This is a genomic window from Planococcus sp. CAU13, assembly GCF_000775575.1.
Lineage (GTDB): Bacteria > Bacillota > Bacilli > Bacillales_A > Planococcaceae > Planococcus.
In genome coordinates, this window is the sequence record NZ_JRGN01000180.1 from 1 (window position 1) to 9,388 (window position 9,388).

Below are 9,388 nucleotides of genomic sequence, written 5' to 3' on the forward strand. Positions count from 1 at the left end.
TTCGTAAAAGTGTACTTTTACGAACGGTTTAATTCTTCCTCTTTTTTATGTCACAGCGGTAAATATTTTAACCGTAAATAAGGGCACTATTTTTCGGTAGCTTTTCAATATGCTTTAAATAATTCAGTACATTCTTTTTGTAATCAGCTAACTCAAAATTCAATTCTTGTCCAATCTCTACTGAAACTTCTTCAAATAGAGTGCACATGTTAAATAGTGCTTTCCACATACTTGTATAATTTCCGTTCGGATAAGTAAGAATTAACTTATGCCACAAATCTTTCTCCAAATATTGTTCTAAATGTTTTCCGCCTTTTCCCGTGCTGACCGTAAATTCTGTTTGGACGCCAACATGCCAGTTTAACATCGTTAATAGCATATCTCTTACAGGCCCTTCCATGAGATACTTAGCAAGCGTGAGTTCCTCGCGCCATAACGCCTTGGCAATGTATGTACTTACCCACCAAAATTCATTCGAACAATCATTAAACGCCTTCTGGTCAGGTTTAGAAATTAAGTATGGGTTTTCGCTCGTGATAGCAACAGTGTTGATTCTATCGTCTTTATCCAATAAAATTTTACGAGGTTCCTTTATATTCAAACTTTCTTTTAAGAGTGTTACAGGGGTTAATGTTAAATCAATTCGATTGCCATCTGTAAAAAGCATTAAATAAGAAAAGCTTTGTCTGGTTTTATCTGCAGGAGGAACCACCATTTGGTCTGGCATTTGCATCAAGATTCTCTCCCCAAAATAGTCCACCCAAGAATGATTTTTTAAAAAAGGTTGCATGTCTTCCACATAATAAACAATGTCATAGTCTTGAAATGGGTCTGTTTTAGCTTGAGGATCTACCCGAGAACCATTCAATTCTACCAGCCGGATATTTTCGTTTTCTATTGCTTTGGCTAGAATCAAGTCTAACATTTCACTTTCGCATCTCACCTTAGAACGCCCCCTGTTTTTATCTCTAATAGCTATATGTATTGAAATGGAAGTTAATATTAAAATTAATTGTTACAAGTATTCAATGAATATTCAACTTTAAATGCTTAATCTAATAAATTTAAGGGAATTTACATATCATCAGATTATCGGAAGTTTTAATACATATATTAAAGATTTAGAATGACTATTGACCTCTGTATTTAAAGTTACTGACCTTTTGGAAATTCTTAAAAATAACTATTAATCGAAACTATTAATTTGCAAAAAATGATAAGCGAAAAATCTCCTTTCTGTTCTGAATGATGGGTAAGTGGCGGAAATTAGCTGTGCAGGTGGTTTTCGCATCATGCCATTTTATATTTGTGATTTTTCAGACGATGTGATAATCTTTTGGGGAACAACTGAATACATGCACCACTGGGGGAGCCGGTTACCGGCTGAGACGAGCAGCGCTCGGACCCTTTGAACCTGATCTGGATCATACCAGCGGAGGGAAGTGGGCGAGCGTATGCCGGATTTCTCTATTCCTTTGCGTATATGATTGCCGCTTTCCTTTACTGGAAAGCGGTATTTTATTTTGCCTGAAAGGGGCTGGAGAAGATGAAATTTACACAGGAAGTGCGACAGGAATGCGAGGGGCTATGGCAGGCGAGTTTTGATCATCCGTTCGTGAAAGGGATTGCGGACGGCCGTTTGCCGGTGGAGATATTCCGCTATTACGTCATGCAGGATGCTTATTATTTGACGAATTTTGCAAAGATGCAGGCGGTCGGCGCACTCAAGGCACCGGACCTCGCCACGACAAAAAGCTTTGCGCATCATGCCGAGCAGACATGCGCGGCGGAAATGGCGCTCCATGAATCATTTATGGGCATGCTCGGGGTAACGGAAGATGATTGGAAAAAATTCGAACCGTCGCCGAGTGCCTATGCTTATGTCTCGCATATGTACCGCGCGATGGAAGGGGATCTGGCGGATGTGCTGGCGACAATTCTGCCGTGTTACTGGCTTTATTATGAAATCGGGGAGCGCTTGAAAGATGCCGAGCCTGATCATCCGATTTACGATCGGTGGATCGAGACGTATGGTTCGGAATGGTTTGGTGAATTGGTGCAGGAGCAGATCAATCGGATGGACCGGCTGGCGGAAGGGCTGTCGGCGGAGCGGCGGCAGGAATTGAAGGACCGGTTCCGCCGCAGCAGCTATTACGAGTGGAATTTCTGGCAGCAGGCCTGGACGATGGAGACGTGGGAACTGCCGGCGCAAGTAAAGGAAGGTGTGGGATATGATCAATAAAATCAGGAGCGAAAATCCGATCATTCATTGCATCACCAATCACGTCGTATCGAATTTTCAGGCGAATGGGCTATTGGCCATAGGGGCTTCACCGATCATGGGCGAGGCACAAGAGGAAGTGGAGGAACTTGTCGCCATTTCACGAGCATTGTCACTGAATATCGGTACGTTGAATAAAGACACGCTGAACAGTATGCTGCTTGCAGGGAAACAGGCGAATAAACAAAAGATCCCAGTAATTCTGGACCCGGTTGGAGCGGGAGCGACCGCTTTTCGGAAAGAGGCCGTGCAGAGGATTTTAAGGGAAATCGATGTTCAGGTGCTGCGCTGCAACGCAGGTGAACTGGCTGCAATCGGCGGAGTGGAATGGGCGTCAAAAGGTGTCGATGCAGGTGAAGGCAATATCGATCTGGAGGAAGTGGCGACCCGGGTGGCAAAAGAACATAACCTGGTGGTGGCAGTGACTGGCGAAACCGATATTGTGGCTGACGGTTCACGGGTGGAGAAGATCACAGGCGGTACAGAGCTGATGAGTTCTGTAACCGGCATGGGCTGCCTGCTCAGCGCCGTAACAGCCGCTTTTACGGCAGTATCTCCTGCCGACCCGACAACTGGGGTAATCGAAGCTCTCAAGTTTTACGGGGAAGCCGGTAAAAAAGCGGCAGTCTCTTCAGAAGGACCCGGCAGCTTCCGCGAGAAGTTTCTTGATATTTTATTCGGCAAGGAGATTGAGCAAAACGGTGTCGATTTTGAACAAGGGAAAGGAGTGGATGTGCTGTGGCAGCGATCAAGCAGGTATTGACGATTGCGGGTTCGGATTCCGGCGGCGGAGCGGGCATACAGGCGGATATCAAGACGTTCCAGGAGCTCGGTGTTTTCGGGACATCGGCCATTACAGCGGTAACGGCGCAGAATACATGCGGCGTGCACGGCGTTTACCCAATGCCTGCCGGAGCGGTGAAAGCGCAAATTGATGCAATTGGTTCGGATTTTGACATTGTCGCGGTGAAAACTGGTATGCTTTTCGATGCTGAAATCATCGCTGAAACGGCAGCGGGGATCGAAAAGCACAACTGGCAAAATCTTGTGGTGGATCCCGTAATGATTGCAAAAGGGGGTGCAACTTTGCTGCAGAAAGAAGCGCTCGAGGCAATGCGCAAACTGTTATTGCCGCTGGCAGCGGTCATTACACCGAATATCCCGGAAGCGGAAATGCTGAGCGGCCTGGAAATCCATAATTCGGCAGACCGGAAAAAAGCGGCGGAACAGATTCTCGCTTTTGGAGCGAAAGCCGTCGTCATCAAAGGGGGGCATGCCGACAATCCGCTGATTGCGGAAGATTATTGCCTCGATCAGAACGGTGAATCATTTGTGCTGCGTTCTGCACGCATCCACACGCAACAGACGCACGGCACCGGCTGCACGTTTTCCGCAGTTTTGACAGCTGAATTGGCAAAGGATCAACCGCTGCAGGATGCAGTGAAGACGGCAAAACGGTTTATCCAGGCGGCGCTTACGCATCAATTGCATATCGGGGCAGGACACGGCCCTACGAACCATGCAGCTTTCCGTCAATTTGCAGAAAAAGGGGATGTGCAGGTTGTTCGATAAACCTTCTGTCTATTTCATCATGGGAACGCAGAATGCTTTAGGGAAGGACCCTTTATCGGTATTGGAAGAGGCTTTGCGGGGAGGCATCACTCATTTCCAGCTTCGCGAAAAAGGTGCGGGAGCTTTGCAGGGGCAGGATTTGCTGGAATTCGCAAAGAATTGCCAGGAATTATGCAGGCAGTATAAAGTTCCTTTCCTAATCAATGACGATGTCGACTTGGCGCTCGCAATCGATGCTGATGGTATCCATATCGGACAGGATGATATGGATGTCGGCCAGGCGCGGGCGTTGATCGGCAAAGAGAAAATACTGGGTGTTTCCGTGCATTCGCTGGAAGAAGCTCGGATCGCCATTGATGCCGGAGCGGATTATCTTGGCATGGGCCCCGTTTATGGGACACGTTCAAAAGCGGATGCCAAACGTCCGGCAGGCACAGCGGGCATCGAAGAAGTCATCAGCCATTTTCCTGAAGTGCCGATCTTTGGCATCGGCGGCATCACGCCGCAAAATGCTGGGGCGGTGTGGCAGGCCGGCGCATGCGGTGTTGCAGTCATTTCAGCTTTGTCGGAGGCGGATGATATCGCCTGGCAAATTGCCAATTTCAAAAATTCGTATACAGGGGTAATGATATGAATACCAAAAAACTGGTCATAATGTCGATGTTTGTAGCGCTTGCGGTGGCAGGTTCAGCATTTGTGTGGTTTCCTGCAGGAATCGCACGGGCCTATCCGATCCAGCATGCCATCAATGTCATATCAGCGGTGCTTTTCGGCCCAATCCCTGCCGTAGCGATAGCGTTTGTGACAGGTGCCGTGCGGGTGCTGACAGGCACTGGGTCGCTATTGGCATTTCCAGGCGGTATGATCGGCGCATTGCTTGCAGGGGTCCTATATAAATTGTCGGGGCGCATCGGATTTGCTGCCGTGGGCGAAATCATCGGTACCGGCATTATCGCATCACTTGTGGCGGTGCCTTATGCCAAACTTTTGATGGGCACTGAAACGGCCGCGTTTTTCTTCATGCCGCCGTTTATCGTGTCGAGTGTCAGCGGAGCCCTATTGGGAGTTGTGCTGATGTACAGATTGGAGAAAACAAAAGCCAGGGATTTATTGTATTAGAAAATGGATGGGTGCGGAATAGAGAGGCGCAATATGAGTTTACGCGCGATTAAAATGATTTGTGCGCGATTAGAAAATCTTATGCGCGATTAATTAGAAATACGCACGATTAAAAAAAGTTATGCGCGTTCCGCAAAAATCACTTGAAAAAAGAGCTTGAGCAGATTTCTGCTCAAGCCCTTCTTACGATAAAGCCCATATGCCGGCCGGCTTTCCTGTCTTCGCGGTACGAAAACCCATACGGATTCATATACGTGCATGTGCGGTCGATTGAAATGTGGCCGGAAGGAATGCCCGCCAGTTCACATTGCTTTTTGACAGTCAGCTGGTTATCGATATGGAATTTGCCGGTTCCTTCATTAAAATACATAAAATCGTCGGCATAGCCGAGTGCCCGGAATTTCAAATAGACGTCTTCATCGACTTCAAACTTCTCCTGGCTCAGCGCCGCGCCAATCTGGACATGGAAATCTTCAGGGTTGCACTTTTCTTCATTTTTCAGACGCTCAAAAAGCTTGAAAGTGATCTCTTTGACAGTGCCTTGCCACCCGGAATGGACGGCGCCGATGAGGCCTTTCTTTTCATTGTACAAAAGGACCGGTACGCAATCAGCTGCGAAAGTGGATAGCACAATATTCGGTTCAAAGGTATAAAGGGCGTCGGTGTCCGCCACCGCATGTTCGATATCGGTCGAACCGCGTCCTTTGTCAGCCGATTCGATGCGGTAAAAATTCGCGCTGTGCGTCTGATTGGCGCATACGAAATCCGTTACGGTAAACCCAAGGAAATCCGCCAGCTTCCGCCGATTTTCCACAATCAGCGAAAGGTCATCACAGGCATGAAGCGCCATATTATTATGTTCGAATTCCGCTGCATCTTTCATCGTTAGCCCGGCTGTCAGATTCGCCGAGTTGACATAAAGTTTTGTTTTCATCTCATCACCTGTCTCTACTATATAAGAGGCAGAATTTATTGTATAGAAAAAAGGGAAGCACAGGGCTTCCCTTTTTTCTATAGATTATGCCATTACGAATTGTTTCCGCCGCTGCTGTTTTGTCCGCCTTTGCGACCGGCTTCTTCGCGGCTCATCTTGTTGCCTCCGGAATTATTACCTCCAGAGTTGTTGCCGCCACTGTTGCTGTTCTCTCCGCCTTTGGAGCCGATTTCTTCATAGAACTCGCTGCCGTGGTTTTGAGAAGTGGCTTCTCCGCCTTTTTGCCCAATTTCTTCGTAGAATTCCTGTCCATGGCTGTTGGATGTAGCTTCTCCTCCAAGACGACCTGCTTCTTCGCGACTCATTTTGTTGTCGTTGTTCTTGTCTGCCATTTCTAACTCCTCCTTTAAGTATATTGGGTGTTACACCTTATTTCTACCCGGTTAATATCTTCGCAAACCGAAGTAATCGCTTTGTTAACTACTTGTAATATTTCCCACCTTCTATCAAGGTAAAAAGCTTTACATAAAGAAAAAACCCGCCAAAAGCGAGTCTGTTATGGGTTCACTTTTTTCATGGGTTCCAGCATGAATACGATATAGCCGATATCCTCCTTGAAATTCCAGTCCAGGAATATTTCGATAACATTGCGGCCCAAAATCTTTTCGGGGCGTGCTTCCATCAGCAGCTTGCGTTCCAGCGGCCGTTTCACCAATTTAAGGATTTCGGCATAACCTTCAGAAATCAGGGCATTTTCAATGCCGACCAGGATCTCAGCTTTTCGGATGAGGATGGTCCGGTCATTGAGCCAAAAGCTTTGCAGCGACCCGGGTTTCTTTTCCGCTTTTTCGCTGGCTTTGGCGATTTTCTGATCAAAAGCGATTTGATCGATATCATCGGGCCAGTCAAAATCCGCTTCACTGACTTTTTCATCTGATACACCGATCAGCAAACCGGTTTCTTTATCGAGATCCCAGTCTGCGTAGAATTCCCGGACATCCAGTTTCGCGATGCGCCGAAGGCTTTCTTTTATATCGTCTTTCAGTTCGTTGATCAGCAGGTCCCTTGTTTCCAGTACACGTTTCCATTCGTTCTGTTTCAGCAGAACGGCTTCCATAGGTGCGACAAACCCCCGGAAGTGGATAACGATATAAGGCTGTTTGATCGTTACGAATACAGATGTGGGGCCTTTTCCAAAATGATTTCGCAGCAACGTGGAAATATAGCCGCCTATTTCAGATTGGACCGTTTTTTCTTTCGTCATGGGGATTTCCCCCTTTCCTGCAGAGCATGGCATATAGGGCAGAAACTGCTTAAGGCAAGCTGTCCGGCAGATCAGTTGTCTTTTTCCATCAACAGGACCATATAGCCTTTGTCCATTTTGAAATCCCAGTCGACATATAATTCCTTGATCGTTCCATTTAAATAAGGCTGGAGATTGAACAATTTGATGATGCGATGTTCCAGCGGGCGTTTCGCCAGGCGCAATTCTTCCATAACTCCATTGGCAATCAGCTGCTTTTCAATATCAATCAGGATGCCCTGCCGCTCGATGACCAATAAATTATCGGCCAGCCAAAAATAATTGATCTGGTCAGGCAGCTTTTGTGTCCGCTGGCTGTTGAGTTTTATGATTTCGTGAACCGACTCGGCTTCTGTTCCGGCCGGCCATTCGAAATCAGCCGGTAGAACTTCCTGATCCGAGACGGCAAGAAACATGCCGCTCTCATTTTCCAGGTTCCAGTCGGCGTAGAATTCAACGGTCTTTTTGTTGGTGATTTTTTCGAATTCCTGGATGAAATCCGCTTTGAGTGATTGCATCAGCAGGTCGCGGGTTTCCATAACGTAAGTGGATTTATCTTTTTGCAGCAGAAGTTTTTCGGAAGGCATCAAAAATCCCTGAAGGTGGATAAGGGTGAAAGGCGGTTTATTGAATATTTCAAGGGAGGCGGGGCTTTCGCCGAAATGATTTTCCAGAAAATGATAGGTAAAGCGCGCCAGATCATTCGTGAAATCAACACGTTCTTCCATCAGAAACACTCCTCTTCCAAACACTTTAGTTACTTGCATTCCATCAAGTATAGGCTTGTTGACCGGGAATAGCTAGAAAACTCTGTTATTATTGCGGGTGTAATAAGAAATTGATTAAATCAGTGGTGCTAAAGGAAAAAACGAAAAATATTCTCATGAACCTAGTATATTATTCCTGAAATTTACTGATAGAATGAAAGTAAAGATTACGGAATGAAGACGGAAGGAGGGAGCCTATGGAAAAGGCGCATCAGCAAGGAATGGATTACGAATTATGGGCGAAAAAAATCCTTTATTTTTACGGATTGCTGTCCATCGTCGCCATTGGCGGCCAGCTGGTCGGCCTGATTGTCACATTCTTTTTTTATTCCTATTATATAGAAGAGTATATATCGCTGCGCATGATCTGGCCGACAGCTTTTATTCTGGCAATCATGGTGATCTGCTGGTTTATGGTCAAAGTTCTGAAAATCTACACTCCTTATATTCTCTTTTTCGCGGGCACCCTACTTGCCGTGGTGATGATTCTTTCCAACCCGGGATTGCCGGGGCTGCAGATTGTTTTGCTGCTGCCGATGGCGATTTCGCTGATTTACCTCAATAAATTCAAGCTAACCGTCAGTTTTCTGATCAATTTTGTCGCGCTTCTTATAATTTATATAATCAGTCCGGATATTCAGGAAGCCATGACCCCGTACGAATTCTTTGCCTATCCGTTCATCGTGGTCGGAGGCTATATCGTTTATCTGGCAGTCATTGAACGAGGCGCAGAAATGCTTTCCACTCTGCAGCAGGCAGCGGAAAAAGAGGAAGAGCTGCTGATTCAGAACCGGGTGATGGACCGTTTGTCGAAAACGGACGCATTGACGGGGCTCTATAACCACAAAACATTCCAGAATTATCTCGATCTGCTTGTCCAGCAGGGGGAGCAGTCTGCAATCCATCTGCAATTGGCGGTTATCGATATCGATAATTTTAAGATGATCAATGATAACTTCGGCCACAGTACGGGCGATGCCGTGCTGAAGCGCGTGGCGGAAGTCATTTTCGGGAATTCCGGCCCCCATGATATCGTAGCGCGCTACGGCGGTGAGGAATTTGCCGTCATTTTTTTGGATAAAACGTTTGAAGAGACGCTGGCCAAATTGGAAGAAATCCGTGTGGCGATCGCCGAATTGGTGCATCCGGAAATCGCTGGAGGCACTGTCACCATCAGTGCAGGACTGCAGAATTATTATTTCGGCCTGTCAAAAAGCGAGTTTTTCAAAAAGGCGGATGCGTTTTTATATGATGCAAAACGGAGCGGCAAAAACCGGATCCAGCATAACCGCAGCTATAAAGTTAATGTATGAAAAAATGCACCGTTTCGTCGATTGGCGGAATGGTGTTTTTTATTGTCCGGACGGGCGCTTGCGCTTTTTGCTGTCCAGACTCCAGCGGCCCAGCTCTTC

At 46.7% G+C, this 9,388-nt stretch carries 11 protein-coding genes and 1 riboswitch; of the genes, 6 read left to right on the top strand and 5 right to left on the bottom strand.

Annotated elements, in window-relative coordinates; translation table 11 throughout:
* Positions 1–67: 67 nt before the first annotated feature.
* Entirely contained in the window at positions 68–943 is an 876-nt protein-coding gene (locus tag KW93_RS07745; protein ID WP_033542423.1) for an aminoglycoside 6-adenylyltransferase, read from the bottom strand.
* Positions 944–1,355: 412 nt separating this feature from the next.
* Positions 1,356–1,458: riboswitch (TPP riboswitch) on the top strand.
* Between the two features lie 88 nt (positions 1,459–1,546).
* On the opposite strand from KW93_RS07745, the gene tenA reads away from it, so the two are divergent.
* The 5 genes from tenA to thiW are packed head-to-tail and all read left to right on the top strand — an operon-like array spanning position 1,547 to position 4,972.
* Positions 1,547–2,242, top strand: coding sequence for a thiaminase II (gene tenA, locus KW93_RS07750; protein WP_033542424.1), 696 nt, complete (start codon positions 1,547–1,549; stop codon positions 2,240–2,242).
* Positions 2,232–3,044 carry a hydroxyethylthiazole kinase gene (thiM, locus tag KW93_RS07755; RefSeq protein WP_052131511.1) on the top strand — a complete coding sequence of 271 codons (813 nt, stop codon included), beginning with the start codon at positions 2,232–2,234 and terminating at the stop codon, positions 3,042–3,044. The genes tenA and thiM overlap by 11 nt, the downstream gene beginning before the upstream one ends.
* Complete coding sequence (gene thiD, locus KW93_RS07760; protein ID WP_081986960.1) at positions 3,020–3,853, top strand: bifunctional hydroxymethylpyrimidine kinase/phosphomethylpyrimidine kinase; 834 nt, start codon at positions 3,020–3,022, stop codon at positions 3,851–3,853. Before thiM ends, thiD begins: the two co-directional genes overlap by 25 nt.
* A complete protein-coding gene (gene thiE / locus KW93_RS07765) occupies positions 3,801–4,487 on the top strand; it encodes a thiamine phosphate synthase (protein WP_152602435.1) in 687 nt (228 codons plus the stop codon). Before thiD ends, thiE begins: the two co-directional genes overlap by 53 nt.
* A complete protein-coding gene (gene thiW / locus KW93_RS07770; RefSeq protein WP_033542426.1) occupies positions 4,484–4,972 on the top strand; it encodes an energy coupling factor transporter S component ThiW in 489 nt (162 codons plus the stop codon). The genes thiE and thiW overlap by 4 nt, the downstream gene beginning before the upstream one ends.
* Positions 4,973–5,144: 172 nt before the next feature.
* On the opposite strand, the gene pgeF is transcribed toward thiW, so the two are convergent.
* From pgeF to KW93_RS07790, 4 genes are all read right to left on the bottom strand, one after another.
* On the bottom strand, positions 5,145–5,906 hold the full coding sequence (gene pgeF, locus KW93_RS07775; protein WP_033542427.1) for a peptidoglycan editing factor PgeF: 762 nt from the start codon (positions 5,904–5,906) through the stop codon (positions 5,145–5,147).
* Between the two features lie 92 nt (positions 5,907–5,998).
* Positions 5,999–6,298 carry a KGG domain-containing protein gene (locus KW93_RS07780; protein ID WP_033542428.1) on the bottom strand — a complete coding sequence of 100 codons (300 nt, stop codon included), beginning with the start codon at positions 6,296–6,298 and terminating at the stop codon, positions 5,999–6,001.
* Positions 6,299–6,462: 164 nt separating this feature from the next.
* Positions 6,463–7,170, bottom strand: a complete 708-nt coding sequence (locus KW93_RS07785) for a Na-translocating system protein MpsC family protein (protein ID WP_033542429.1) — start codon at positions 7,168–7,170, stop codon at positions 6,463–6,465.
* Positions 7,171–7,241: 71 nt separating this feature from the next.
* Positions 7,242–7,937: a Na-translocating system protein MpsC family protein gene (locus KW93_RS07790; RefSeq protein ID WP_052131512.1), complete on the bottom strand. Its 696-nt coding sequence runs from the start codon at positions 7,935–7,937 to the stop codon at positions 7,242–7,244.
* Positions 7,938–8,173: 236 nt separating this feature from the next.
* Here KW93_RS07790 and KW93_RS16925 point away from each other — a divergent pair, with 236 nt between their 5' ends.
* Positions 8,174–9,289 (top strand): GGDEF domain-containing protein, encoded by a 1,116-nt coding sequence (locus KW93_RS16925; RefSeq protein ID WP_052131513.1) that lies wholly within the window; start codon positions 8,174–8,176, stop codon positions 9,287–9,289.
* Positions 9,290–9,388 lie beyond the last annotated feature (99 nt).